The following is a 23,149-nucleotide window of genomic DNA, read 5'->3' on the forward strand; positions in this document are numbered from 1 at the left end:
ATCAGCTTGCCGTGTACTCGGCATTGTTACAGTGATGCTACCAGCGTGTTGTACACAGCCCGACTTGTCAGCAGTGCATTCCTCATGCAGCCAATCGTCAGATAGCCGGGGATGTTGCCTCCGGTTTTGGAACGGTTCGCTTTCACATTGCGTCCCCGTCCCCGGACGATACATCCGTCAGACTTGTTTCTGACATATCCCAGGCCACCGATCTTGCGCTTGCCGGTTGCAACTGCCCGCAGACAATCCATGACAAACAGATTCAGTTCGTCAAGGTCTTTTCGCACGTTGCATACGGGAAGAATCTGTGTCGCCCAACTGAACTCGCCGTTGCCCTTGTACAGGTAACGGTTCACGGCATGGACGGCTTTCGTCAGCGTCGTGTCCCGACAGCGAATCGTTCGTTGTTCAATCTCTTTCTGGAAGGTTTTGATACGGCTGGACGAGAGCGAAATCATCTTGCCTTTGATGCTGTACCCGAGAAATTTGAACCAGTTGTCCGCTGTCAGGTACTCCACCTTTTTCGGATTGAGTTTCATGGACTTCTCGGCAAGTCGCTGTTGGAGCAGTTCCATTGCTTTTTCATAGTCGGCACCGACAAAGAGCATGTCATCCGAATAGCGGACATAGTAGCCGTTCAGTTCCGACAATTCTTCATCGAGGCCATACAGGAGTACATCGGCCAGCCAGCTCGCCACGGCGCAGCCCTGCTTGAGGGACTGGTATTGACTTCGGAGCCTGTTCTCCTCATCGAAATACAGGTCCGAATGATAGTATTTCCGCAGCACGTCGATTAAAACGGAATGACCGTGTTGGGCCTCAACCTTATCGAATGCCTCATCGACGAATTGAATCGGTACGCTGTCGAAATATTTGGAGAGGTCGGATTTCCAGCCCAGAACTCCGTTCTTTGCGGCGTTTACGATCTGATGACTGACTTCGGTAACCACTCGGCCGCAGCCTATTCCTGTCTGGTAGGATTTGCAGGTTTCGTGGAGCATTTCAGGCATCAGGTCGAACAGTAGGTCGTTGGCGATACTGAGTATCACACGGTCCATCGGCTCGTTCACGTACACCGTGCGGAACTCGCCGTTGTCTTTGGGGATTTGAGCCGTATGGGGCGGAGAGATTTCATACTTCCCCAGCATCATAGCTTCAGCCATTGCCAGCCGGGTGTGTTCGTCGGTCAGCCGGATGAGCTGGTCTTTCCGGATGTCTTTGCCCACACCTTTCTCGATTGCTTTCGTCCATCGCTCGATGTCGAAAAACATTTGCAATATCTTATCTGCCATTTACAAGTTAATCATATTGTTAGAAAGTTAATCTTTGTCTTTATGCTCGGATTGCCACAGCCGATATGCCCTCTCGTTGCGTTTTTTCGGGCTTAATTTTTTGCAGGTTTTGCAAAACGCATTAAATAATCCCTGACTGATGTATTCCTCTCGGGTAATAGGTTCTCCGCATCATTCACATCTGTATTTTTTATCTGCACCTGACATAGCTATTTGATTTGTTTGTTATCACACACGAGCACATCTCCGACAATGTAGTCCGATACACTCGGGTGGTTTTCTTTGAAAATGCGGGTTGCCGCAGAATTGTATGCGAGGTCATTTATTTTCCCCTCTTCGTTCACGACCATGATTTCCGTTTCGTTCAGAAATACAAGTTCGATGTCTCCGCCGACTATTGCCTGCATTTCTTTCAGCGTAAAGTCGGTCCCATTAGCAGGTTGCACCGATTGGCGCGTCCCGTTTGTTTTTATGATTTCTGCCATTTATTTCTTATGTGTAAAAGTTATTATGGTTTGACCGTCATAACCGAATTTTACTTTTAGACCGAAAGCCTCGGCATCGGACCTGATGCAGCAGATGTCCCAAACATTTAGTGCATGGGTACAGGTTATGACTGTGTTGTTTTCTGAGATAAGCGGCGATTTGCCTTTCAGCGCAGCACCGCCGCATATTCCGCGCAGGATTACTCCGCGCTGGTGGGTATTAAGTTCTTTTGTTTCCATCGGCAAATCGGAATTTGTTAAAGAATAGATGCTATCCGAATAATCCGGTCGGAATTCGGGCATATTTTTTTGTCGGCATACGTTCAAACTGCACGTATCCGTTTCATGCTGTTACCAGTTTCAGAATCCGAAACAAGGAGCACAAGGAGCCGTCAGCACACGGATTCCGACCCAGACAAGCAAGAGCAAGCCTGCGACAAACACCGTGTTCAGAATGGCATCCTGCCGTTTGCGGGCAAAGGCGATTATCTTTTTCATGGCTTTGATTATTACGGTTCGACTACAATCGGGCATAAAAAAGGCACGAGTTTTCCGCCCGTGCCTGCACCGATATATTTCACACTATGCTATGCCGCCGGTGTCGGCGTCGGTGGCAGTGTCGGCATTTTGATGATACGGCAACTCTCGTCCGTGAGCACACGATATACCCGCACGAGCCTTCGCCCGCGAAAACTGCTTACTGTAACGCTTTTCACACCTCTTGAAGCCAGAGTTGCAAGCACACCTCCGGCACTTTTCAATTTGTCGAAACTGCCGTAACTCTCGGTTCCGGCATTATTATATAATTCTATCATTGTCATTCGATTTTAGTGCATGATTGGATTACCGAACTCACATGAATATCGGCAGCGGCTTTACGAGCCAATCGGGCTGACCGGCATGGAAACACTTGTCGGCACGCCTTTGTGCTTCTTTCGCACGGATGCGCCGAGGCTTTTTAGATTGTTTTTGCGGCACTCCTTTTGCCCGCAATTTTTCTCCGGCATCGGGTGTTTTCGCCTCTTTAGGCACACGCCAACGGCTGTTGAACGTTGCCGTATAGATGCGTTGCAACTCCGTGCCTTTGTAGCACATGACCAGTACGGCGGGCGGTTCGCCGGCAATTTCGCCTTTTGCCCGCAGCTTGTCGAGCGTGTCTTTGGCCGCCTTGAAATGGGCATAACGCCCGTAATTGCGAGTGCGGTCTTCGCTGAATATTTCAATCATACACTCAGGTTTGTTACATTAGTTTTTTGAGAAATTTCCAAGCCTGCGGGCTGTATCTCCGGCACACGAAATTCTCTAACGATTCGGTGCGTTCATACCCGCAATTCTGGCATAAGTACCGCACAAATTTGTGCGTGATGAAGTGCAGCATCCCCGTTTCATGGCTTTTGCAGCGGTCGAAGTACGGGGAGATGCCGAGCGCAAAGTGGGCAGAAAAATTTTCTGCCACTTCGTTGAAAGCGATGAGTTTATACATGGCATGAAACAAAAAGGACAGCGCACATTTCCTGCACGCTGTCCAGCTTCGATTGTATAGGGTTCGTTATGCCGTTACGCTGCAATCGCTACGGTTTCCGCTCCGCTTCTCGGCTTTCTGCCACGCCTGCGGGCAGGCTGTTCCGCCACCGTTTCGGCAACGGCTATGGGTGTCGCACTTTCGGCGGCAACTTGTTCGGCAGGCTGTTCGGGCTGCACCTCTTCGGGCTGGGCGATGTCTTTGGGCAGTTCCACACGGAAATTTAGAGCCTCCATGAGTGCTTTGGTGGCATTGTGGATGTACTTCTTGCGGTCGCGGGCGGAGCGTTCCAAGTCCTTTTTGGTCGGCATTAACCCGATTCGCGCCCATACGCTTGCATCGAGGTCGAAGACTTTGACCGTAATGCCTGCGGAGGTGCGAATGATGAGCCGGTGCGGAGTTCCTGCACGGAGTTTCGAGCGGATACCGTCATTCGATTCACGGAGCAGCGATTCTTTGGTCTTCACTTCCCAGAATGTCGTCACCACGTTGCGCAGTACACGGAACATTTCGTCCTGCGTTTTCACGGTTGCTTCGTAATCGGCACCGAAAAAGTGCATAGCCGTGTTCTTGCCGTCTTTGCCGGCATACTCGAAAACCACACCTGCGGCATTAACTGCCATGTTTGCAAACTGTTCTGCATTTAACTTACTGATTGCCATAATGATAAAATTTAGTTGGTTTCTATGCGATAGTGCATATTGCGGGCACTGCGGAATCGAACCGCACGTTCTGCGGATGGCAAAACGGCACGACCTGTGCGCGCCCAAAAATCGCACGCTACCTTTCACCCGATAGCGTGCAGATTTCATCTCAATTTGCACCTCACTAAAACGTGCCCTATACTCGCTATTTCGGAAAAAAGCCCTACATTTGCATTGTTCACACGCAAAGGCGGTTTTCCGCTGTCATGGCAAGCCCGACATACTCCAATTTCGACGGGTGTTTCTTTGGCACGTCCCCCGTCTTTTCCAACGGGGCAGCTAACATTAGGGCGGTTGGCGGCTGGTGATTATGGGCATGACATTGGCAATGCTCTTTTCTCAAGCTCCGTGCGGATTGCTTTTACCGCATAGCGATTTTTATCTCCGGCTGCGCAAGGGCAGACTTATGGCATTATTTTATCGCCTCCCTTTTTCCATACGACTCTCGCCCTCCCAAAATCACGGGTTTTGCGTATGCGGACAAAATACACGTATTTCGACCGTTCCGACTTGCTACATTGGTTTGTAGTCCTGCGCGGTGTGGTTATTTAACACCCTATTTAATCGCTCCATAGCGAACAGGCTAATTTTCGTTTGTCCGAGCCACGAAAATAGGTTTCCCACAAAAAAGGCTCTTTGTTTCTCGCTGTTGCGGTTTTTGCTGTCTGTTTCTTACTTACTGACTTTTTTTGTTTTTACTATTTACAGACTTGTTGCGGTTGTTCCGCTTTTGAAAGTCTGTATATTTTTTGTTTCTGTTTTCCCCGTCTGTTTGTCGGGGCTGTTTCCCTTTCGGGTTCAATTCAACTCTAAAACAAATTTTTCAATCCTCCAAATAATTTTTTTCGTCCGACTGAAAAAACGGCTCTAAAATGAGAGTGGACGCTCGCGCGCGAGGGCTGTTTTTATTTGATTGAAAATCAATCTATTACAGAAAAGAAAAATTTTTTTTCAAAAAAATATAGGGTTCAACGCTTAAAAACAGACTGAAAGAAAAACTATATATATTGATAGTCAATTATTTGCGAGTTAAAAACAGACTAAAAACAAGGGAGAAAAATTTTTTTGCTTTCAATCCGAAAGAAACAGAGGTCTATTTATAGGCTTTTAGTTTCACTTTTCTACAAAGTGAAGGCATTAAAATGCTGAATAACAGTACACTAATAATTTTTGAAAAGAACGGGGTGGGTACTACCCCCGGTGCGGATTCGATACGCGCCCTACGGCCTGATTTTCAAGTCCCGTTTTTGGCTCTGACTTTTTTGTTCAAAGTTTGGCACAGTTTCGGGGGATTATTTGTTCAAAACAGAACAGGATTTGCAGCGGGAGAAGCCGTCCGGTCATAGACAGACTTTGCAAGAATCCATTTACCCGCCGGCTTTGCATTGTCGGATCCTCTTGACGATTGTCATTTCATATTATGGCAGACACGGTTATGCGGAGAATCTTGTTTACTAAAACATTCCAAAATGGGGCATTAAAGCAGACGGTCGCATATACAGTCTTGCATAGAAATTTGTGCGCTAATGAATTATCGAATTTTTTGTCGAAACTTTTATTAGGTTTCCCTAAAAAGAAAATTGATAATTTAAGCCCGCATTTCCCCGACAATCTTTATCTTTGCCTAAAGTAAACCTGTATATAATTTATAGATGCAAATACCGGATGAGTAAAAGCAAGTCGGCAATCCATGATTTCTTCCGATGTTACAGACCGAAGAATGAGACGCATGAACTGGCCATCGCGCAGTTTTGTGCCCAGCGACGCTTTGTCGTCTCTATCGACGCGACACCCGACAAACGGTTGCCCGTAACATACGAAGAGTTCCGACAATGGTTCGAGACGGATACGCCCCGACGCGGTGATGTCGTAAACCTTGTGGGGCATGGGATTTCAGGGATTGTCGAAACAGTGGGCGTAAATCAATCCGTGTGCTTGTACGTTTCTATCAGAGGTGATGAACTGAACGCTGCTTCCGGATGTTTCGACTACACCTCGTTGGAAATCGCCGACAAGGAGACGGTTCTCCGCCTGCAACGGGCTCTTTACAGGGAAGGGCTGGTCTGGAACCGGTGGCGCAACAGACTCAGACCGCGCGAAACACCCAAAGAGAATGTCCAGTACCAAATCAGCGTATTGGGTCGGAAAATCGGTTACGGTGTGTTTCGGGAAATCGATGCCGAGGGACGGATTGTCATGTACTGTATGAAACCGGAAGACGGTCCGGTGCGTTATTCGCTGCGGGAGGTTGTCGGACCGGCAGAAGATTACCAGTTGGAGCCTATCAACGTGGGACAGCGTGAGGAACTGGCGAAAGAGCTGGAAAAGGCCGGTGTCCTTTGGAACGGGTTTTACAAACGGATCGAGCCGGTCAATTATCTGGCTCCGGCAGGAAAAGGCTACTACTACCTGGACGAGTTCTGGGAGGTATGCAGGACTATCGAGCAAGGCAAGACCAAAGGTGCGAAGTATTTCAATAACGGGAACTATTCCCGGTATCGGGAACCGATGGAGGAACTCCGGAGATATCTTTTGAACGAACTGGGTGTCGGTGCGGTTTCCCGTTCTGAAGAGACCGTGTATTACTACCTGAAAGAGTTCTGGAAGGTCTGCAAGACAACGGATAAAGGACGACGAAGGGATATAAAGCGAGCCAAAGCCGGTAACTATTCCACCGATGAAGAGAGCATAAAAGAACTTGCCTTACGGTTACAGGAGAAACGGAAGGAACAACTGTCCCGCCATCCGTTAAAGGGATAGTCATTTTCTAATCATCCGCTATCCGTCACCTTGTTGCTGGAGAAGTAAATCCCACTTTGAAATTTTTGTATCGGTATTCTCTATCTTCTTCTAAAGAAGAAGCAAGGTGGAGGGTATAAATAAAGCACTTCCGCTACGCTCCAGTGTTTATTTATACCCTTTAATGCTCACCCCTAAAGGGGTTCGCTATGTTTTTCTTTTAGTAGATAAAAAAAGAAAAGTAAGATAGTAGTATAGTATATATAATATATTACTGCATCTTACTTTTCTGTATTTATAGAACCGGAAATAGGTGTCGGTCAGCCTCCATCAGAGCTTTTTTTATGCCCGTAGGTTTGCTCGAACTTCTCCCTGAAAGCCTTCACCTGCTCCTTGGGCAGATAGCGGCGCACCTCGCCGCAGAGCCGGTCATACTCCTCCAGAAGGAGCGTATCGAGGTCTGCCATTTCAATCTCCACGTCCGGGTGTAGCCGTCGGAAATAGAATCCCGCCGCCTGCGCATATTCGCCTTTGCAGGCCCGGCTGACCGTCTTGACGGATGTCCCGGTGATTTCGGCGCACGACTGCATCGACTTGAATACGGCGACCAGTATGCGCGTGTGGCCGAACAGCAGCACCTGTTTCGGGTGCCGGAATGAACTGTTGCTTTTCCCTTTGTGTTTCATGCGGTTTTCATTTTGCCATGCGTTGCAGGATTCGGGTAATGAGCGGGATGTTCTCCACGTTGATCCACTCTTTTGCCACGTTCCAGCTCAGTGATTTGCTAAAACAGATACTCTCTTCCGTGAGGATATGATACGACAGGCGCCCTTCCGTCGGTTTGAGTTTCAGGTCATGCAGTTCGCACAGCCCGTTTTTCCAGAATATGCAGCCGCGCTCCGTCTGGAGAGCCTGTACCATCAGTATCGGGAACGGGATGGCTCCAACCAGCATACCGACAGCCCAGAATGTAATCCGCAGTCTTTCCTCGTATCCAGCCTCTATCAGTCGCCAGATGTCCTCCGGCGTGCCCAGACAGGGTGTCAGGCATTGTCTCCGACAACGGGGACAGTCGCAGCTCACGGGATAGCGGCCCGTCGCCCTTGAAATCTTTTCGGTCAGTTCCTTGCTCATACTGTCTATTCCGGTTGTTGTCCGGCATTCCTTCTGTTCCACAATTCGATGATTTTCTCCCGACCGAGTAATGACCACCGCTTACGGGAGCCGAACGCCCATCGTTTCTGGGTTTTGGGATTCGTCCAGTAGTATGGCACGTCGATTTGCCACTCCCGATATTCCGGCAGGACGGCCCATTGCTTCTTCACGAACTGACAAATGCCGCTATCTTCCAGAAACTTACTCATGCGGCTGGCCGAGATGCCGATTTCCCGGGCGAGTTGCGTGGGCGTGAAGTAATCCACGCCTTCCGTCAGATGACTGTATGGGTTCTCCACCCTGCGGCGTCCGGACGGCAGCTCGGGACGTTTAGGCGGCTCCCTGTTCCAGAGTTCGAGAATCTGGTCACGGCCGATCTTGCTCCACCGCTTCCGTGTCCCTGCCGCGTAGCACTTGCCGGTGCGCAGGTTGTTCCAGTAATACGGCATATCAATCTGCCAGCTTCGGTACGGCAAGAAAGCCACCCATTGGTTTTTCGAGAACTTGCAGATGCCTTTTTCGGCAAGGAACTGGTGCAACTGCCGGGGTGTCGTATTAAGCTCCTGTGCGAGCCATGTCGTCGAATAGTAATCCCGTCCCTCTATCAGGTTGTCGTAAAACTCCACCTTGTAGGAATCGGCGTCGATACGTTCCTGTTGCAGGTGTATTTCGTGGCGTTGGGCGACAATTAACTGCTGCGCCTCGTCGAGGCTTTGCGGCACGGGCAGATTCTCGGTAGTGCTCGTATCGCTTTCGGGTCGGGGTTCCAACGTGGCATAGCCCCGTGTCATCAGTTCGTTGATTTTCGTGTTGCACCATTGCGAGAACTCCGGCGACAACTGCCGGGCGAACTCCATCGCCAGCTCTTCATCAATCCATGTCGCCCCGTTGTTACGGCCGCGCGTGGTGAAAATCTGGCTGTCGAGGCTTTCCGAGATGCCCTTCTCGACCAGATGCTGGCGATAGCGGACGAAATCCGCCTTGCGCAGTATCTCTGCCGGCAACACGCCGAAGCTGCGGGCCATCTGCGTGGCGTTTATCATCATCTTGTTGTTGGCCGCGCGGAAAGAGATCGGATGGTCCTGATAGCTGAACACCACGTCTTCCTGCTGTGCGGGTTGCGTCGCCTTGGCAGACTGTATGGCCGCATCTTCAAGCAGCTCGTTGAGCCATGTCTCCACTGCGGCGCACTTCTTTGCCGCGATGGAGTTTTCGCGCCGCATGGGCCGGATCAGCTTATAGACGTCGTAGGGGCTGATAGCCCACATCTCGCGTCCTTTCTTGCGGAACGGAATCTGAATACTGGAGGGCAACTGGCGGATAGCCGCCTTGTCGGTCAGCATCTCCTCGCGCCCCAATACTTTACAGAGGTCATGCAGGTTTACCCATGCCAAGGTTTTGTCATCGTTGAACAGCACCCTGACCGGGTACTCTTCACATAGTATCGCATTGCTTTTCATCTTGTATTATTTTTCATTCTTTCTCTTCTAAATCACGTTGTTTACAGAACTTCCGGAACTCTTTGCGCCGTTCCTCATACGCCTGTCGCTTGTGGGCGGTCTCACGCACGGTGAAATAGCGGCGTTCCACACCGCATAGGCGGTCGTACTCCTGCAATGTCAGGTTGTCGAGGTCCGACAGGTCGATTTGCACATCGGGGTGCGCATGTCGGAAATAGAAGCCTCCGGTGGCTACATACTTCCCGGTACAGGAGAACGATATGCTTTGGAGGTTGATGCCTGAAAAATCCGCCGCACTGTGCAGCGAGCGCACCACGGCGATGAGTACATACGCTCCGTTGAAGACCAGCAACTGCTTCGACGGTAAAAATGGTCCTTTCGTTTTCATAGCTCATCGGTATTTGGAGTGGAAAGCAGTTCTTCTTGGGTAAACCGCTGTTGCGCCTGCATGAGGATGTAGGAGTCGGAACACGCGATTCCGGCCAGCAGCATCTGCGACATGCTTTCCAGCAGGTACACCCCGAATACGGGATCGACACAGCAGAGGAATGGCAGGGCGAAAGATTCTTCCGCCAGAGAGTGTCCCGTAGCGGCATCGACGGCAAAACATTCGTCCGGCGGTATGCCGTACATCTTGCCCAGATGGTCTATCCACAAGGCGAATCCTGCGGTAAATTCATCAATCTTTTCTTCCGGGTCCAGCTTCATGGATTGCAGGAAGTGTGTCATGTCAAAATAAGTCCGGGTATCAGTGGCGGTGAACAGCAAATCCGGAAACTCGCCGAACCGAAGTCTGAACCCTTGATGATTTTCTATTCTTCTCATTTTCTCAAAATATTGAATTTTGCAGGCAAATATATACTTTTCGGCTCGATTTTGACTATAAATTTGACGATAAATTTTATCGTTAATAATTCATTTATAGGTATTTACAAGCGACTTTCAGACGCAAAAACGAGCCAAAAATCTGTAAGTAACCGTCCGCCTATTTTGTATGGTAAACCGAACATATTGGAGCCGATTTGTTCGTATGGTTCGAGGGGGTCGGATAACCCATTTTTTCGGGATCAAACTATTCTTTTTGAAACCCGAAAAAAATGCAGGAAGAAGGAACATTCAACCACGAGTTGCTCGAAAGCATATTCCACACGTCGAAAAAAACGATTCAGGAATACGTGCGGGAAATCGAACGGCACAACCGCTACCGTTCGGTGCGCTCGAACATGCTGCTGGGAACTATCCTCGACGACCGGGCGCGTCTGATCGACCTGTACGATGCGTGTCTGCAACAGGATGCGCACATCCGTGCCGTCATCGAGACACTCGAAAGCCAGATACTCGGCGACCGCTATATGCTCGCCCGCCTGAACGACAAGGGCAAATACGTCAAGGATGTGAAAGAGAGCCAGAAGATACAGGGCTCGCAGTTCGACAAAATCATCCGAGGCATCATCGAGGCCAAGCTCTACGGCTATACGCTGCTGGAAATCATGCCTGATATCGATCCTGATACGGGACGGCTGAAAGAGGTGAACAGCATCGAACGCCGTAACGTCCTGCCCGAACAGGGCATTGTCGTCAAACGGCAGGGCTTGTGGCTGCCGCACTGGGACATCCACTCGACCGCCTATCGGAAACGTTATGTGCTCATCAAGACGGGAGACCTGGGGCTTTTCTCGGCCACGACGCCGCTGATTCTCGCCAAAAAGTTCACGGTCGCCAACTACGTCAATTTCAGTCATACCTACGGCCAGCCCATCATCCACGGAAAGACCGTCAGCGAAAACAACATGGATCGCAAGCGTCTGGCGCAGGACATCTCCAATGCCGCCCAGAACAAAGTTATCGTAACAGGACTGGAAGACGAGGTGGACATCAAGACCTTCACCATGTCCAACAGCGAGAAGATATATACCGGACTGATCCAATTCGCCAACAAGGAGGTCTCGAACCTAATCCTCGGCTCCGAATCAATGGCCGGAGGCATGCAGTCGTATGTCGGCTCCACCAAAGCACATCAGGACATCTTCCGCGACCGTATCGAGGTGTATCGCCGCTATATCGAGAACGTGATGAACGAGCAGATCATCCCCCGGTTCGTGGCGATGGGTTATATCTCCGCCGGACTGGAATTCAAGTATTCCAACCGCATCGACATGAACAACGAGGACCGTATCAAGCTCTACTCACTCATTACGGATAAGTACGAGGTGGCGGCGGATGAAATCGAAAAAGAGTTCGGTATCGTCGTGGGCAAGCAGCTCAACGTGATACCCGGCATGGGCGGCGGAGGCGGTATAGCAGTCGGCGGAAGCTCGTCCGACCGGGGCATCATGTCGGACGAGGAATACTACAAACGTTACGGTCATCCCCGAGGCGTGAAACAAACCGACACCAACCCGTAAGCCATGAGAATCACCCTCGAACAATTCTGCGAACAATGGGCCCCGAAAGGCAACGGCCGGTATTTGCCCAACAAGATGGAGTTCAATACCCACGACTTCGTGACAATGGCCGGCGAATACTCCATAAGTCGGTTCCGCACCAGCTTTGCCGAAGGCGGCTTTTACGGCAGCGGCAAGCCGTGGCCGGAGCGCAAATCCCGCTGGGGCCGACGCTTCACCCATCCCGTGATGAACGACACCGGAACCTTGTCGCGCTCCATCACCGGGGAAGCCGACCGCATGGACCACACCAACATCACCCAGCGCGGCTACGGTGAGCGGAAGAAGATTTTCCGCCGTGGAGCCCGTTATGCCATCCGGACCAAGGCGAGCAATTTCAACCAGCCGGGAAAACGCGGTGCTTCCAAGAGCTATGCCGCCGTCCATAATACCGATCCGGCGTTAGGGCTTTACACGGTCAACCAATATAGCAGTCGCCGGCCTGAACACCGACAATTTATCGGCATTAACCCGAAACTGAACCATACCGTCAATCAACTGTTTATCCCCATCCTGTTCCGGGGATTTCCCTTTCCGAACCCATGATCAGAGACAAGAAGCCATATAATCCACCCGTAAACGGTTCCGCTCCGAAAGCGGAACAACCTGCGGTCGCCGTGCCCGAACAGGTATCGGAGAATCCGTTCCTGAACATGTATCAAGCTGTCCGCCGTGCCATCCTCACACTGCGAGAGCATCCGGAAGAGCCGCAAAGTCCGCCGTTTTTCAAGACCATCATGATCGACACGGGACAGTTTTCCCGAATCGTGCGCAGCGAGAATCTGGAAATGGAAATCGCCTTTCCGGCCGTCTTCATCCGCTTCGTGAACGTGCGCTACCTCGTGCAGCAGCAACGTATCGGCGAAGGCCGCGCCACCATGCGCATCCGCTTCATCCTCAATACGCTCAATCACACCGACCCGGAGCGGGAATGCGACCCGTTCATCGTTTTCCAGCGGTTGAACGTCGCCATTCAGGATGCCAAAAGCCATGAACCGGCACTCACCGAGCGATGCAATCTTCTTTACTTCGACATGCCTATGACGACCAACATGTTGCAGGCGTACTGGGTGGATTACGAGGTCTGGTTCCGGGAATCTTCCGCATGGAAGTACCGCAACTGGGTCGAACGCTATTTGGTCATGCCGCCTTTCACGCAACATGCCGACGCCCCGGAACACGACACGGCTGGACACGGACACCATGCCGAACCGGTTTACGAACAGGTTACGGGATTCGAGCCGTCGGTCGATGTGCCTGACCTGCCGGAGGAAGAGGAAAAAGAACCCGAAGAGGAAAAGCCCGCCGAGGATATCCCGAACGGCTCCGAAAGCGGATTATAAACCATTTCACGCGAGCAAAGCTATTCTTACCCAAAGGAAAAGATGAACACGGAAACTTTTGAACATATCGTCTGTCAGTCGGGTGCCGGGCGTCCGGCTTCCATCCGCTTCTTCGGCCGCATCACGGAAGAGAGTGCCGGTCGTTTCAGCGAGGCGTTCGACTTTTTGGAGAACATCGTGCGTCCCTCCCTTATCCGGGTGCTCATCAACTCGGAAGGCGGCTCGGTTCTGCACGGCATGACGGTCTATGCCGCCATCCAGAACGCCTCGGTGCCTACCGAATGCGTCATCGAAGGCATGGCCGCCTCGATGGGCTCCGTCATCTGGGCAGCCGGGGACAAGTCATTTATGCGGGATTACGGCATCCTGATGATTCATAACCCGTTCCTGCCTGACGAAAACGACGGGGAGCAATCCGATTTGGTCAAAGCCTTCACGGCGCAAATCGAGACCATCTACCGCAAACGGTTCGGGTTGAGCCGTGAAAAGGTCCGGGCCATCATGGACGGGGCTGCCGGGCAGGACGGGACATTCTTCGATGCTGCGGCTGCCGTGAAGGCAGGCATCATTCCCGAAAGCCATGTGCTCAAGACCAGCAAGCAGCTCCGGGACAAGGTGCGCGCCGACCTGTCGGGTATTACGGATGCGGCGGCCATACAGGCGGTCATGAACCGCATCACACCGCCCGAAGAGGAAAATCACCCGTCGGACGAGAAAACCACTATTCTTAATACGAAACTTAATCACAGATCCATGAACGAAGAGAAAACATTATCCCCGGAATACAGCGCGGTGGTCGCCTCACTCGGCATGCAGGAGAAGAACGAGGTCAAGGACGTGCTCTCCCGCATTTCGGAGCTGACCGGTGTGGAAGCCCGGCTGACCGAGGCGAACAAAGCCCTGAGCGATGCCAAGACCGTGATTGCCGGCAAAGACGCCACTATCGGCAATCTCCAGAAGGACCTCGACAGCGTAACCGCCCGGTTGCAGGTCTATGAGCAGAAAGAGGCCGATGCCAAAGCAAGTGCCATCCAGAGCTTTTTGCAGAAAGCCGTGGACGAAGGCAAGATCGAGGCAGACGCGGTGCCCGGCTGGAAAGAGATGGCTGCCACGAACTTCCAGTTGGTACAGGACACCATCGGTTCGATTCCCGCCCGCGAGAAAATCAGCGAGCAGATCGCCACCGACCCCGGTAACGCCCAAGCGGCCGCCGACGCTCTGAAAAGTGCCGGGCAGAAGATGGCAGAACAGGTCGAAGCCGTAGTGGGCAAGGACTTCGCCTTCAAGAAGCTGCAATAGCCCCGTCCGGCGGGAGACGTACCATCCCGCCACCTCGATACACATAAACTGATTTGCCGGAAGTGGTTTACCGCTTTGAGTCGATGCTCCCTGTTCGCGGCCGAGATTCTAACCCAGAAAATCACTAACACAATGGCAGATACAGTAACTTTCTTACAGAACGGCTATGCCGGAGAGGTATTGGAAGACCTGCTCACCTATACGGCGCAGGGCAACGACACCTTCCGTGAGGGGCTGATCCACATCAAGTCCGGCATCCAGCACAAGTACACTCTTCCCGCCATCCGGCTGGGAGACATCATTCAGGACAACGTGCCCACGCCCCAGAGTTCGCACGGGGCCAAAGGTGAGAACGGCGAGAACGAATACCAGTTCACGGAACGCCACCTGGAACCCGCCGAGTTCATGGTTTACCTCGAATTCAACCCGCGCGATTTCGAGGCGTACTGGAAATTCGCACAGCCGACGGGCAACCTCGTCTTCCGCGAGCTTGACCCCAAGTTGCAAGCCACGATGCTGCGCCTTCTGATGGACAAGAAAAACGAGTTCATCGGCAATGCCATCTGGACTTCGGCCAAGGGCGGTGCGGCCGCCGCAGGCATCACGGCTCCCGCCGGTGCCGTGCAGATCGGAGCCGGTAAGGAGAAATACTTCGACGGGGTCATCAAGCGTATCATCGACAACGTGAACGCCACCGACGCCCAGACCATCGCGGGCGGCCAGTGCATCGTCTCCGGTACGACCGAGCTCAAGGACGGTGCTGCGGTCGAGGCGGCCCTCTACTCGATGTGGCGGAAATGCCCCAAGCAGATCCGCAAGCGCTCGGGCCTGAGCATCGTCATGGGCTGGGAAGCGTGGGACGCCTACGACCAGTATATCACCGACAAGATGGTGAAATACTCCGAGAACAGCGAGGTGAACCGTTACCGCTTCAAGGGCAAGCGTATCATTCCGATTACGGGCGTGCCGGAGCATACCATCGTCATGGGCAACTTCACGTCGGGCATGGACTCCAACCTGTGGATGGGCGTAGATTACGCCAACGACGCCGAGGTACTGAAAGTGGACCGCCTGCAATCCAACTCGGAGCTCTTCTTCTTCCAGATGCGCATGAAGATGGACGTGAACATCGTCAAGCCTGCCGAGATCGTCGTCCATACGGCCTACACCAAAACGGCATAACCCTTTACCGAATCACCGAATATCAACGTGCGGGGGATGGACACCATACTCCATCCCCCTTTTTCATACCGCAATATCTATGGCAAAGACTCAAACAACCATTCCCGAAACAGATACCGCCCAGCCGGAAGCGACAGTAGCAGCACCTACGGCAGCGGCCGAAGAGAAAGATACGGCAATCGAGAAAGCCCCGAAGAAAGAACAGGCACCGAAAGCGGCGGCCGAGATTCCTGCTGCTGCATTGGCCATCCTCGGAAAGTTTCCCGATTACAAGGAACTCTACATCGATGCCGACGGCAGCATGTACACGCCGCAGACCGCTCCGGCCATCCGGGGCAAGGCCATCCTCTACAAGAATCCCTATTACAAATCATAACACGCAGGCGATATGGCATTAGGCAATGTAATCATCAAGGATGTGGACGGCAACCTGCCGTATGCCGCATCCGCAAGCAACGAGAAAATCACGGGCCTGCTGTTCGACGTATCGGGACAGCCCGACCTCTTTACCGCCGGCTACGGGAAAAGTAACGAGGCGAACGTGGCACTGGGCGATGTCATTTGCATCACCAGCCGCAAATCCTCCGTGCAGGACTTCGGCATCAAAGAGCGTGTCGCGTGCGACCTTGACGAAGAGACGAACGAAAACTTCCTGTTCGGCATTCCGGCATATCACATCCGCGAGTTCTTCCGCATGAGCGGCAACATCGACGGTCCGGGCCGGCTGTACGTCATGTTCGCGGACTGCTCCGAGAACTGGGACGCTCTCGACGTGATGCAGCGTGCCGCAGACGGGCTCATCTCGCAGGTGGGTATCTGGACAGAACAGCCGCTGTGGAAGCTCAACGGCGAGCAGGAGAAATACAACCTGAACCTCGTCAAAGGCATCAACGACAAGGCGGTGGCTTTAGCCGAGCTGAACCAGCCCCTGTCAGTGGTGCTGTGTGCCAACCCTGCCAACACGGGCGGAGACACGGAAGAGGCAAAGGTCATCGACCTGAACCGCATCCCGTCGGCTATCTGTGAATCGTCCCGTACCAGCGTTATCTTCGGCCAGGCACGAAACGACCAGAACGCGATGATCCAGTACCGCAACCCGAACCATACGCCGGTCGGTTTTCTGGGTGCCGTCATGGGCGCCCTTGCCAAGGCGAGCGTTCACGAATCCATTGCTTGGGTGCGGCAGTTCAACCTCTTTACCGATGACTTCCAGCAGATCGAGCTCGGTTTCGGAGATCTCACGCTCGATGCCGAGGACGAGTTCGTATCGACCAACCTGTACGAATCCCTCTCGCCGGTGTTGCTGGACGAACTGGATGACAAGGGATACATTTTCCCCATCAAGTATTCGGGTCGGGAGAACGGCATCTATATCTCCAAAGATCAGACCTGCTCCAACGGAGATTACCGCACCATTGCCCGCAACCGTACCATCAATAAGAGCCGCCGTGCCGTGCGCGAAGCCTTGCTGCCGTATCTGCACAGCCCTCTGATGGTGAACCCGGCAACGGGCTTTCTCGCACCCTCGAAGATTACGGCCTTCAAGACCCTGATCGGTGACATACTGGCCAAGATGCAGGCAGCGCAGGAGATCAGTGGCTATGCCGTGACCATCGACCCCAACCAGAACGTGCTGGTGGACGATACGCTGCGCATCAGCTACGTCATCGTACCCGTCGGCGTAGCTGTGAAAATCTATGTCGAGGAAGGCTTATCACTAACCGCTAAATAGATGTAAACATGGCAATCATAAACAACGTCGCATACTCTTGGTCGATGATTACCTTAGCCAGTACGGCTTTGGGAATCGAGGAGGGCTCCACCGTACTCGAAGGCGTTTCGGGTATCAAATGGAGCAAGAAACGCAAAATCGAGCCCAACTACGGTCTGGGCGGAAAACCGGTCAGCCGGGGTTTCGGAAATATCTCCTACACGGCGAGCATCACGATGGACTATGCCACGCAGCAGACCCTGCGCTCGACCTACGGCAGTCTGATGGACATCGGAGAGTTCGACCTGATCATCTCGTTCGCCAACCCGATGGCCAGCGATGACTGGACGACCACCACCGTCACGCTGAAAGGCTGTATCTTCAGCGAGGACGGCATGGAGAGCAGTCAGGATGATACCAACATCACGCACGAGTTCGACCTCAATCCCTTTGACATCCAAATCGGAGACGGGGATACCATTTAGGGAGAGGCTATGGACGTAACCTTTGAAGGGAAATCCTCGACAGGGAAAAACGAATGGCTCACACCGCCACATATTCTGCGGCGGTTGGGGCCGTTCGATTTGGACCCTTGCGCTCCCGTGAACCGACCGTGGAATACAGCGGCTCACCATTATACCATCGAAGATGACGGGCTCAAGCAGCCGTGGTTCGGGCGTGTGTTCTGCAATCCTCCGTATGACACGGCACTCATCGTACAGTTTATCAGGCGTTGCGTGGAACACCGCAATGCCATTGCTTTGACCTTTGTGCGAACAGACACAAGGTTATTCCATGAGCTGGTGTTTCCGAATGCGGAGTCCATCTTGTTTATTAAAGGACGGCTGAGTTTCTATCACGTGACAGGAGAGCCGGGAGGCACGGCAGGCGCCCCGTCCTGCCTGATTGCTTTCGACAAAGAAAATACCGCAGTGCTGGAACGCTGCGGTATTGAAGGTAAATTGGTAAAAATCTAATCATATCGTCGCTGTGTGCAAAATTCCTGCATACAGCGGCGATATTTTTCGATTTCAGCCGTTTTATTAAAGTAATGATTGCGTTAATGCAATCTTTCGTTTTGGTCTGAAGGCTGTACAAACTCACCACAAATTTTCAAAAGTGCGGTAAATTTGTACAGCATCATTTCTTCCGAGGATCGTAAATTCAAAAACATTGTATCATTATCACAAGCCATGATAATGATACAAATCTATTGATAATAAGTTGATTGTTAAGTGATTATTTCCACGTCGGCAGTTGTATGTACTTGTTCAACTCCTCGACAAGAAGATGTACTGTTGTGGATGATTCAGCCTGTGCCGGCGGGACGTTTTCCATTTGGCGCATGATGGCTTTGGCATTCCGGATCGCTTGGTCCTGTTTGTCGGCAAGCACACGAAATAGCCGACTTGCGAATCCGGCTTCCTTGCTATATGCCAACCCCAGCAATCCGCTCAACTTTTCGGCGCACAGGTTTCGGTGCATCGGCCCTTGAAACAGGTTATAGTGCAACAGAAACCAGTATTCAAATGCCTGGTTGCTATATGCTACCTTCATACCGCCAGTTTGAGTATAACCTATAACGAATGATTATGATACAAGCGATAGAGAAGAACTTTGATGAGCTGCTCTCTACGGAGAAACCACTCATGGTCGATTTCGGCGCCGAGTGGTGCGGTCCATGCAAGGCGTTGGCACCGATGGTTGCGGAGTTAGCGGAAACTTACAAGGAACAGGCGGTTATCGCCGCATGTGACGTGGAAGAAAACAACAATATAGCCGTAAGGTATTCCATTCGGAACATACCGACGGTGATTTTCTTCATGGACGGTAAGGAGGTCGGGCGGCAGGTCGGAGCTATTGCTCGTAATATATTGGAAGAATGAATAAGAGACCTATTATAGAAATGGAAAATAGCCAGGAATAGTCCTGGCTATTTTCAAGTTGTATGTTAGTTTATATGAGAAGTAAATTCGTATGTGCTTAATTTGATAATCAAGTATAATAAAATAACGACATCGGTAAACGAATACTCCCACAGATCCATAAGTCCATGAGCGACTCTGTTTCGTAGGTTATGACCTTTGGGTGTAAGTGCATATTTAAGCATTAAACGATCCGCTTCACTAAATCCTGTCGGTGTTCGCGGAGTATCCTGCAAGTCACTCAACATGTCATCTAACAGTTTTTCCATAACAAGTTTTTCACCTCCTTTATTCCTTGTCTTGAATGTCGCAATGCCTAATTTTTCACACATAAATCGTAGAATTGTTTCTATTTTAAGCGTAAGAGTGTCTACAACAATCACATAATCATAATGATTGTTTTCTAAGTCTCTAAAAGCGTAATCCAGTTCCTCAAAGCATTTTTTCAACCCTGGTTTCAGTACATCCAAAATACGGAGTTCAAAATCTTTTCCATGGTATGTGTGAATTATCGGTTCATTGTACCATGTAGACTCTAAATAAGATAATAGGTTCGCATAGGTAAATTTTCCAGCTTTGTAGGCTTCAATGATGTATTCATGTAATGATGCAACACCGACTTGAAAGGAGAAACCAAAACTCTCCCAAAAGTGCATCTCCTGTATTTCTTCTTCAGAGGTACAATTATCTATCGTATTACCGTATTTATCCAGTATTTTGGTGGTAGCCATTGTCGCAAGCAGGCTTTGCTGTTCAATATTGTTTGCCATTTGCCGGATATCCTCAATACTACTGAACCAAACATTAGTTGCGATATTGGTTGTTATGGTCACATCATCGGCATCCTGAACTAATTCTTGTATTATACGAGTCCTTTGTTGAACATACTCATCCGGATATTCAAAGAGTTTTTCATGATCCATCTCAATCGTTGCTCGTGTAGCCGTATAAGCTGCTTCCAATTCTTCTATTTTTGCAGTATCATCCAAACTTTGATATATGCGTAAAGCCGTTTCAATGAATTGTAAACGGACGAAACTCTCCGAACGCTCGGATACCATTTTTTCAAATAATTTAGCTTTATATCTTAATAAGTCTTTGGAATCCGCATTCAATTTCTGGCGAATTCCTATACAGCTATCTACTATATATATCGCTCCCCATGTATATGACTTTTCGATTTCCCGTGCAGCCGTTAAATTTTTGGTTATGATATTTTCAAAATCAATTTTAGTCTTAAAAACCGGAAAATATTCAGCCATTAAACTTGTAAAATCAAGGATACCCCGTAATGTATCTTTACGCGTGATATCCCAATCAGCATGATGCTGTATAACTTCTTGGCACACGGTATCTCTATCAGTTGTGAGTTTGGCTCCCTGATAAATAGCAAAAGCAGTCCGCAATATAGGAAAATAAGTCTGGAAATTGTAATTTCGTTCGCCTCCCTGCAAAGCCTTGCCCCAATAGATTCGAGCCAGTACCATTAATTTATCAGCCAACTCTTTCTTAAATTCGTTACGTTTCGAGTATGGCGTTTTTTGGCCGAAATAGACAAGTAATCCATACTCGGTCTTAGGAAACAACCCTGAACACGTCAGGAAACGCTGCTCAAAATACTCATAATCCTGCTGAGTCAATGCCATCACATCCGGAACATAGAGATTTGTTTCATTTCCCTGTTCATCTACATTTTTGCCTTGATATCTCCATGACAAGCCTCTTACTGTCCTATTTTCTGGATCTTCTTGAATATTCAATGATTTACGGATCAGAAAAGCGGTATTTTCCAAAACAATGTTTTTGAAATCCGCATCATCTGGGGATAATTTTGGTAACAATCCGATGACAGATTCGTCTGTCAACCCATCAAATTCACTACTGTCTATTATTGCGTAATATTCTTGCAATGTTTTCATATCATATATTTTTTTGTAAAACTTCATTTATCTGCCCAGCGTAATAGTACGGAAGATTAAAAAGCCGAAACCGTTTACCTTTCGGTGTAATAACTTCGTCAATAGAAAATGGATTTCCCCAAAATCGTACTGCCATGTCGTGCGGTGCTTTTTCCATGAATTGGTGCAACGACCGTAGACGTGAGTTGTGCCCGGATTTTACTTCGATAGGAATAATCTTTCCATCGTACTGTATTACAAAATCGATCTCGGCTTCCGATCCCGTCCCGTTTACCCAAAAATAGCGTTTATGGGAAAACATATTATCAGTACTCAATAATTCCTGTCCGATGATTTGCTCTGCGATGTGTCCCGTCCAAGCATCGCTTATATCTGGTATATTCACCAATTCTTTTTGAATTCCTCCGGCATAATTGACTAATCCGGTATCCAGCCATAGCAATTTCGGGGAGCGTTTCGGCTCCGGAGCCAAAGGAACTACGACCGAGGTCATGGGATAAACCAATTCGAGTAACATCGTTTTTTCCAGCGTTCTGAATGCTTCGCTCATTTCACGAGAGCGGTATAGCGAGTTCCCGAATTTTTCAAATGTAATACGCTGTGCTGCGTATATCCAGCCTGCATTTAGAATATGGCGGATAACGTTTCTCATGGTCTCTGTTGCAGAATATTTTTCAACGTCGTCTCGGTATCCGGTCAGCAATGTTTCATAAATATACTTCAATGAAATTATATCCTGATGTTCTGCATAGTTGTTTACCACTTCAGGCATTCCACCAATCAAAGTATAGGTATTGAATAGGCGCATCACCTTATCGTGGAGAGGGGCTGGTACAGCAGCGCGTTGTTGTGCCGTTTTCAAGCCGTTTTCTCCAATAGCTCCGAGAAATTCATTGAAAGAACAAGGACGAACAGCCATATATTCAACTCGTCCTACAGGAAATGTGATGTGCTTGTCAATGAGATTTTCCAGCAAGGAACCCGCTGCAATAACATCAATACCGGAAACTTCTTCGTAAAAGTAACGCAGCATAGCAACTGCTTGTGGTGAGTTCTGAATTTCATCGATAAAGAGGAGTGTTGGAGCTGCCTTCCGCTCTTGATTATTGAGCAGATAAATGGTTGTTATCAACTCATCCATAGACATTCCTGATTCGAACAATTGTCTATCCGTATTTTTTTCAAGATTGAGTTTCAGATATACATCGTATTCTGCGGCAAACTGATCTACGAGCGTAGTTTTTCCAACCTGACGGGCACCTCTGAGTACCATTGGCTTGTGACCGGGCCGAGCAGCCCACTGTCTTAATTCTATTAAGGCGTTTCTTTCAAACATATCTTCAAGTGTTTATGTGTGCAAAGATAATCATAAAAGCACAAAATAGGAGCAAAAGGTTGTTGTATTTGTAATAAAATAGGGGTATAACTCTGCTTTCAATGTAACAGAATTGGACTTATGCATTATGTACCTTGCATTTTAACCATCTTTGGCAAAAATCGACTATTCCTTTTTGTAACCAAATATCACGCAGAAATGGAAGATAAGAATCTTACGCTGGAGCAGGAAGCCCAGATTAAGGAGAAAGCGGCCGCGCTGAAGGCCGAGAAGAAAGTCCGCAAGGTCTATCCGATGGTAGTGTTCGGCGATACGGACTGCGGCGAGAAGGAGTTCTACGTCGCCTACATGGGTGAGCCGACCTTCCCGCAGTTCTCGAAGTTCATGGCGGCATCGAAGAAGGACGAGGTAAACGCCATGCGTCAGCTTGCCCGCGACTGCTTCCTCGACGGCGACAAGGAATTAGTGGACAACGAATCATTGTTCCTCTTCGGTCTGATGTCGCAGCTTTCGGAAATCATCACCACCCGTCAGAGCCTGCTGGTAAACTGATAGACACCTGGGCGGTACGTGACGACCAGCGGATTCGTCAGCGGCTGATCTATATCCGCCACTACTTTCCGGGTGTCCATC

At 50.1% G+C, this 23,149-nt stretch carries 29 protein-coding genes; 13 read left to right on the forward strand and 16 right to left on the reverse strand.

The genetic code is table 11. The features are described from left to right. Nucleotides 1-26: 26 nt before the first annotated feature. From ACK8P8_RS01640 to ACK8P8_RS01665, 6 genes are all read right to left on the reverse strand, one after another. Nucleotides 27-1,292: a reverse transcriptase domain-containing protein gene (locus ACK8P8_RS01640; RefSeq protein ID WP_306449708.1), complete on the reverse strand. Its 1,266-nt coding sequence runs from the start codon at nucleotides 1,290-1,292 to the stop codon at nucleotides 27-29. Between the two features lie 209 nt (nucleotides 1,293-1,501). Further along, the gene (locus tag ACK8P8_RS01645) at nucleotides 1,502-1,777 is read right to left on the reverse strand and encodes a DUF3846 domain-containing protein (RefSeq protein WP_306449707.1); all 276 of its coding nucleotides are present in this window, start codon (nucleotides 1,775-1,777) and stop codon (nucleotides 1,502-1,504) included. After that, the gene (locus tag ACK8P8_RS01650; protein WP_306449706.1) at nucleotides 1,778-2,017 is read right to left on the reverse strand and encodes a hypothetical protein; all 240 of its coding nucleotides are present in this window, start codon (nucleotides 2,015-2,017) and stop codon (nucleotides 1,778-1,780) included. Between the two features lie 120 nt (nucleotides 2,018-2,137). After that, the gene (locus tag ACK8P8_RS01655) at nucleotides 2,138-2,275 is read right to left on the reverse strand and encodes a hypothetical protein (protein ID WP_153881015.1); all 138 of its coding nucleotides are present in this window, start codon (nucleotides 2,273-2,275) and stop codon (nucleotides 2,138-2,140) included. 89 nt (nucleotides 2,276-2,364) lie between these two features. Then, nucleotides 2,365-2,592: a hypothetical protein gene (locus ACK8P8_RS01660; RefSeq protein WP_306449705.1), complete on the reverse strand. Its 228-nt coding sequence runs from the start codon at nucleotides 2,590-2,592 to the stop codon at nucleotides 2,365-2,367. Between the two features lie 37 nt (nucleotides 2,593-2,629). Continuing rightward, entirely contained in the window at nucleotides 2,630-3,004 is a 375-nt protein-coding gene (locus ACK8P8_RS01665) for a hypothetical protein (protein ID WP_306449704.1), read from the reverse strand. A gap of 26 nt (nucleotides 3,005-3,030) precedes the next feature. On the opposite strand from ACK8P8_RS01665, the gene ACK8P8_RS01670 reads away from it, so the two are divergent. Continuing rightward, nucleotides 3,031-3,267 carry a hypothetical protein gene (locus ACK8P8_RS01670; protein ID WP_410025440.1) on the forward strand — a complete coding sequence of 79 codons (237 nt, stop codon included), beginning with the start codon at nucleotides 3,031-3,033 and terminating at the stop codon, nucleotides 3,265-3,267. Between the two features lie 67 nt (nucleotides 3,268-3,334). Here ACK8P8_RS01670 and ACK8P8_RS01675 read toward each other — a convergent pair whose 3' ends face one another. Further along, nucleotides 3,335-3,961, reverse strand: a complete 627-nt coding sequence (locus ACK8P8_RS01675; RefSeq protein WP_306449702.1) for a hypothetical protein — start codon at nucleotides 3,959-3,961, stop codon at nucleotides 3,335-3,337. A 220-nt stretch (nucleotides 3,962-4,181) separates the two neighbouring features. After that, a complete protein-coding gene (locus ACK8P8_RS01680) occupies nucleotides 4,182-4,346 on the reverse strand; it encodes a hypothetical protein (RefSeq protein WP_410025441.1) in 165 nt (54 codons plus the stop codon). Nucleotides 4,347-5,668: 1,322 nt separating this feature from the next. Here ACK8P8_RS01680 and ACK8P8_RS01685 point away from each other — a divergent pair. Further along, entirely contained in the window at nucleotides 5,669-6,763 is a 1,095-nt protein-coding gene (locus ACK8P8_RS01685) for a hypothetical protein (protein WP_410025442.1), read from the forward strand. Nucleotides 6,764-7,062: 299 nt separating this feature from the next. On the opposite strand, the gene ACK8P8_RS01690 is transcribed toward ACK8P8_RS01685, so the two are convergent. The 5 genes from ACK8P8_RS01690 to ACK8P8_RS01710 are packed head-to-tail and all read right to left on the reverse strand — an operon-like array spanning nucleotide 7,063 to nucleotide 10,182. After that, the gene (locus ACK8P8_RS01690; RefSeq protein ID WP_306449700.1) at nucleotides 7,063-7,428 is read right to left on the reverse strand and encodes a hypothetical protein; all 366 of its coding nucleotides are present in this window, start codon (nucleotides 7,426-7,428) and stop codon (nucleotides 7,063-7,065) included. 7 nt (nucleotides 7,429-7,435) lie between these two features. Further along, nucleotides 7,436-7,918, reverse strand: coding sequence for a hypothetical protein (locus ACK8P8_RS01695; protein WP_410025443.1), 483 nt, complete (start codon nucleotides 7,916-7,918; stop codon nucleotides 7,436-7,438). After that, nucleotides 7,882-9,357, reverse strand: coding sequence for a KilA-N domain-containing protein (locus ACK8P8_RS01700; RefSeq protein WP_410025444.1), 1,476 nt, complete (start codon nucleotides 9,355-9,357; stop codon nucleotides 7,882-7,884). Before ACK8P8_RS01700 ends, ACK8P8_RS01695 begins: the two co-directional genes overlap by 37 nt. Before the next feature lie 13 nt (nucleotides 9,358-9,370). After that, the gene (locus tag ACK8P8_RS01705) at nucleotides 9,371-9,745 is read right to left on the reverse strand and encodes a hypothetical protein (protein ID WP_410025445.1); all 375 of its coding nucleotides are present in this window, start codon (nucleotides 9,743-9,745) and stop codon (nucleotides 9,371-9,373) included. Continuing rightward, a complete protein-coding gene (locus tag ACK8P8_RS01710; protein ID WP_306449697.1) occupies nucleotides 9,742-10,182 on the reverse strand; it encodes a hypothetical protein in 441 nt (146 codons plus the stop codon). Before ACK8P8_RS01710 ends, ACK8P8_RS01705 begins: the two co-directional genes overlap by 4 nt. Before the next feature lie 272 nt (nucleotides 10,183-10,454). Here ACK8P8_RS01710 and ACK8P8_RS01715 point away from each other — a divergent pair, with 272 nt between their 5' ends. From ACK8P8_RS01715 to ACK8P8_RS01755, 9 genes are all read left to right on the forward strand, one after another. After that, entirely contained in the window at nucleotides 10,455-11,762 is a 1,308-nt protein-coding gene (locus tag ACK8P8_RS01715) for a phage portal protein family protein (RefSeq protein WP_410025446.1), read from the forward strand. A 3-nt stretch (nucleotides 11,763-11,765) separates the two neighbouring features. After that, a complete protein-coding gene (locus ACK8P8_RS01720; RefSeq protein ID WP_369859148.1) occupies nucleotides 11,766-12,347 on the forward strand; it encodes a hypothetical protein in 582 nt (193 codons plus the stop codon). Beyond that, nucleotides 12,344-13,144, forward strand: a complete 801-nt coding sequence (locus tag ACK8P8_RS01725; protein WP_410025447.1) for a hypothetical protein — start codon at nucleotides 12,344-12,346, stop codon at nucleotides 13,142-13,144. The genes ACK8P8_RS01720 and ACK8P8_RS01725 overlap by 4 nt, the downstream gene beginning before the upstream one ends. Nucleotides 13,145-13,186: 42 nt before the next feature. Continuing rightward, the gene (locus tag ACK8P8_RS01730; RefSeq protein ID WP_410025449.1) at nucleotides 13,187-14,443 is read left to right on the forward strand and encodes a Clp protease ClpP; all 1,257 of its coding nucleotides are present in this window, start codon (nucleotides 13,187-13,189) and stop codon (nucleotides 14,441-14,443) included. A 132-nt stretch (nucleotides 14,444-14,575) separates the two neighbouring features. Continuing rightward, the gene (locus tag ACK8P8_RS01735) at nucleotides 14,576-15,625 is read left to right on the forward strand and encodes a hypothetical protein (protein WP_306449691.1); all 1,050 of its coding nucleotides are present in this window, start codon (nucleotides 14,576-14,578) and stop codon (nucleotides 15,623-15,625) included. Between the two features lie 79 nt (nucleotides 15,626-15,704). Continuing rightward, the gene (locus ACK8P8_RS01740; protein WP_410025450.1) at nucleotides 15,705-16,001 is read left to right on the forward strand and encodes a hypothetical protein; all 297 of its coding nucleotides are present in this window, start codon (nucleotides 15,705-15,707) and stop codon (nucleotides 15,999-16,001) included. 12 nt (nucleotides 16,002-16,013) lie between these two features. Then, entirely contained in the window at nucleotides 16,014-17,357 is a 1,344-nt protein-coding gene (locus ACK8P8_RS01745) for a DUF2586 family protein (protein WP_410025451.1), read from the forward strand. A gap of 8 nt (nucleotides 17,358-17,365) precedes the next feature. Continuing rightward, complete coding sequence (locus ACK8P8_RS01750) at nucleotides 17,366-17,821, forward strand: hypothetical protein (protein WP_302363163.1); 456 nt, start codon at nucleotides 17,366-17,368, stop codon at nucleotides 17,819-17,821. A gap of 9 nt (nucleotides 17,822-17,830) precedes the next feature. After that, entirely contained in the window at nucleotides 17,831-18,313 is a 483-nt protein-coding gene (locus ACK8P8_RS01755; protein ID WP_410025452.1) for a DNA N-6-adenine-methyltransferase, read from the forward strand. A gap of 262 nt (nucleotides 18,314-18,575) precedes the next feature. Here the strand turns inward: ACK8P8_RS01755 and ACK8P8_RS01760 are convergent, their stop codons facing one another. Continuing rightward, on the reverse strand, nucleotides 18,576-18,893 hold the full coding sequence (locus ACK8P8_RS01760; protein WP_410025453.1) for an RloB family protein: 318 nt from the start codon (nucleotides 18,891-18,893) through the stop codon (nucleotides 18,576-18,578). Between the two features lie 35 nt (nucleotides 18,894-18,928). On the opposite strand from ACK8P8_RS01760, the gene trxA reads away from it, so the two are divergent. Further along, on the forward strand, nucleotides 18,929-19,222 hold the full coding sequence (trxA, locus tag ACK8P8_RS01765) for a thioredoxin (RefSeq protein WP_410025454.1): 294 nt from the start codon (nucleotides 18,929-18,931) through the stop codon (nucleotides 19,220-19,222). Nucleotides 19,223-19,287: 65 nt separating this feature from the next. On the opposite strand, the gene ACK8P8_RS01770 is transcribed toward trxA, so the two are convergent. Together ACK8P8_RS01770 and ACK8P8_RS01775 are read right to left on the reverse strand one after the other, a co-directional pair. After that, nucleotides 19,288-21,180 (reverse strand): DUF4209 domain-containing protein, encoded by a 1,893-nt coding sequence (locus ACK8P8_RS01770; RefSeq protein WP_410025455.1) that lies wholly within the window; start codon nucleotides 21,178-21,180, stop codon nucleotides 19,288-19,290. Between the two features lies 1 nt (nucleotide 21,181). Then, a complete protein-coding gene (locus ACK8P8_RS01775; protein ID WP_306449682.1) occupies nucleotides 21,182-22,516 on the reverse strand; it encodes an ATP-binding protein in 1,335 nt (444 codons plus the stop codon). 198 nt (nucleotides 22,517-22,714) lie between these two features. On the opposite strand from ACK8P8_RS01775, the gene ACK8P8_RS01780 reads away from it, so the two are divergent. Next, the gene (locus ACK8P8_RS01780) at nucleotides 22,715-23,068 is read left to right on the forward strand and encodes a hypothetical protein (protein WP_099290253.1); all 354 of its coding nucleotides are present in this window, start codon (nucleotides 22,715-22,717) and stop codon (nucleotides 23,066-23,068) included. The last annotated feature ends 81 nt before the right edge of the window (nucleotides 23,069-23,149 follow it).

Origin of the sequence: Butyricimonas muris (assembly GCF_046365375.1) — a bacterium.
In the GTDB taxonomy this organism is placed as follows: Bacteria; Bacteroidota; Bacteroidia; order Bacteroidales; family Marinifilaceae; genus Butyricimonas; species Butyricimonas muris.

Coding starts and splice junctions, on each gene's coding strand:
- ACK8P8_RS01775 (WP_306449682.1), bottom strand. CDS start 22,516: ATGTTTGAAAGAAACGCCTTAATAGAATTAAGACAGTGGGCTGCTCGG.
- ACK8P8_RS01650 (WP_306449706.1), bottom strand. CDS start 2,017: ATGGAAACAAAAGAACTTAATACCCACCAGCGCGGAGTAATCCTGCGC.
- ACK8P8_RS01740 (WP_410025450.1), top strand. CDS start 15,705: ATGGCAAAGACTCAAACAACCATTCCCGAAACAGATACCGCCCAGCCG.
- ACK8P8_RS01665 (WP_306449704.1), bottom strand. CDS start 3,004: ATGATTGAAATATTCAGCGAAGACCGCACTCGCAATTACGGGCGTTAT.
- ACK8P8_RS01770 (WP_410025455.1), bottom strand. CDS start 21,180: ATGAAAACATTGCAAGAATATTACGCAATAATAGACAGTAGTGAATTT.
- ACK8P8_RS01705 (WP_410025445.1), bottom strand. CDS start 9,745: ATGAAAACGAAAGGACCATTTTTACCGTCGAAGCAGTTGCTGGTCTTC.
- ACK8P8_RS01730 (WP_410025449.1), top strand. CDS start 13,187: ATGAACACGGAAACTTTTGAACATATCGTCTGTCAGTCGGGTGCCGGG.
- ACK8P8_RS01720 (WP_369859148.1), top strand. CDS start 11,766: ATGAGAATCACCCTCGAACAATTCTGCGAACAATGGGCCCCGAAAGGC.
- ACK8P8_RS01725 (WP_410025447.1), top strand. CDS start 12,344: ATGATCAGAGACAAGAAGCCATATAATCCACCCGTAAACGGTTCCGCT.
- ACK8P8_RS01675 (WP_306449702.1), bottom strand. CDS start 3,961: ATGGCAATCAGTAAGTTAAATGCAGAACAGTTTGCAAACATGGCAGTT.
- ACK8P8_RS01750 (WP_302363163.1), top strand. CDS start 17,366: ATGGCAATCATAAACAACGTCGCATACTCTTGGTCGATGATTACCTTA.
- ACK8P8_RS01685 (WP_410025442.1), top strand. CDS start 5,669: ATGAGTAAAAGCAAGTCGGCAATCCATGATTTCTTCCGATGTTACAGA.
- ACK8P8_RS01660 (WP_306449705.1), bottom strand. CDS start 2,592: ATGATAGAATTATATAATAATGCCGGAACCGAGAGTTACGGCAGTTTC.
- ACK8P8_RS01645 (WP_306449707.1), bottom strand. CDS start 1,777: ATGGCAGAAATCATAAAAACAAACGGGACGCGCCAATCGGTGCAACCT.
- ACK8P8_RS01690 (WP_306449700.1), bottom strand. CDS start 7,428: ATGAAACACAAAGGGAAAAGCAACAGTTCATTCCGGCACCCGAAACAG.
- ACK8P8_RS01760 (WP_410025453.1), bottom strand. CDS start 18,893: ATGAAGGTAGCATATAGCAACCAGGCATTTGAATACTGGTTTCTGTTG.
- ACK8P8_RS01700 (WP_410025444.1), bottom strand. CDS start 9,357: ATGAAAAGCAATGCGATACTATGTGAAGAGTACCCGGTCAGGGTGCTG.
- ACK8P8_RS01735 (WP_306449691.1), top strand. CDS start 14,576: ATGGCAGATACAGTAACTTTCTTACAGAACGGCTATGCCGGAGAGGTA.
- ACK8P8_RS01655 (WP_153881015.1), bottom strand. CDS start 2,275: ATGAAAAAGATAATCGCCTTTGCCCGCAAACGGCAGGATGCCATTCTG.
- ACK8P8_RS01745 (WP_410025451.1), top strand. CDS start 16,014: ATGGCATTAGGCAATGTAATCATCAAGGATGTGGACGGCAACCTGCCG.
- ACK8P8_RS01710 (WP_306449697.1), bottom strand. CDS start 10,182: ATGAGAAGAATAGAAAATCATCAAGGGTTCAGACTTCGGTTCGGCGAG.
- ACK8P8_RS01755 (WP_410025452.1), top strand. CDS start 17,831: ATGGACGTAACCTTTGAAGGGAAATCCTCGACAGGGAAAAACGAATGG.
- trxA (WP_410025454.1), top strand. CDS start 18,929: ATGATACAAGCGATAGAGAAGAACTTTGATGAGCTGCTCTCTACGGAG.
- ACK8P8_RS01715 (WP_410025446.1), top strand. CDS start 10,455: ATGCAGGAAGAAGGAACATTCAACCACGAGTTGCTCGAAAGCATATTC.
- ACK8P8_RS01780 (WP_099290253.1), top strand. CDS start 22,715: ATGGAAGATAAGAATCTTACGCTGGAGCAGGAAGCCCAGATTAAGGAG.
- ACK8P8_RS01640 (WP_306449708.1), bottom strand. CDS start 1,292: ATGGCAGATAAGATATTGCAAATGTTTTTCGACATCGAGCGATGGACG.